The organism is Corynebacterium glyciniphilum AJ 3170, from assembly GCF_007673095.1.
Lineage (GTDB): Bacteria > Actinomycetota > Actinomycetes > Mycobacteriales > Mycobacteriaceae > Corynebacterium.
This window is the reverse complement of record NZ_VDYZ01000161.1, coordinates 1-301: the sequence shown is the minus strand read 5'-3', so window position 1 is coordinate 301 and position 301 is coordinate 1. Positions and strand designations below refer to the sequence as shown.

Sequence of the window (301 nt, the reverse complement as noted above, 5' to 3'; positions counted from 1 at the left end):
CCCAACCCCTCCATCACACTCCTCCCACACCCCCCCCACACCCCCACCCTCCCCCACTCACCACCCCCCTCCTCCTCTCGCTCCCGCCATTCCTCTCCTATCCCCTCATCTACCTCCCCTTCCCCCACCTCCACCTCCCCACCATCCACCCCGCTCTCCTCCTCCGTCTCCCCCACCCCCCCCTCAACCCCCCACTCCCCCCCCACACCCACCACTTCATCCCCACGACTCACCACGACCACAACTTCCCCTTCTCCTTGGCGTCCCCTTCCCCAGACAACCCCTGCCTCTCCTCCCTCTC

At 67.8% G+C, this 301-nt stretch carries 1 protein-coding gene; it reads right to left on the bottom strand.

Translation table 11 applies throughout. The features are described 5' to 3' along the window. Positions 1-242: hypothetical protein (locus tag FS507_RS18150; RefSeq protein ID WP_222121458.1), on the bottom strand; the 242-nt coding region annotated here is incomplete at its 3' end. Positions 243-301 lie beyond the last annotated feature (59 nt).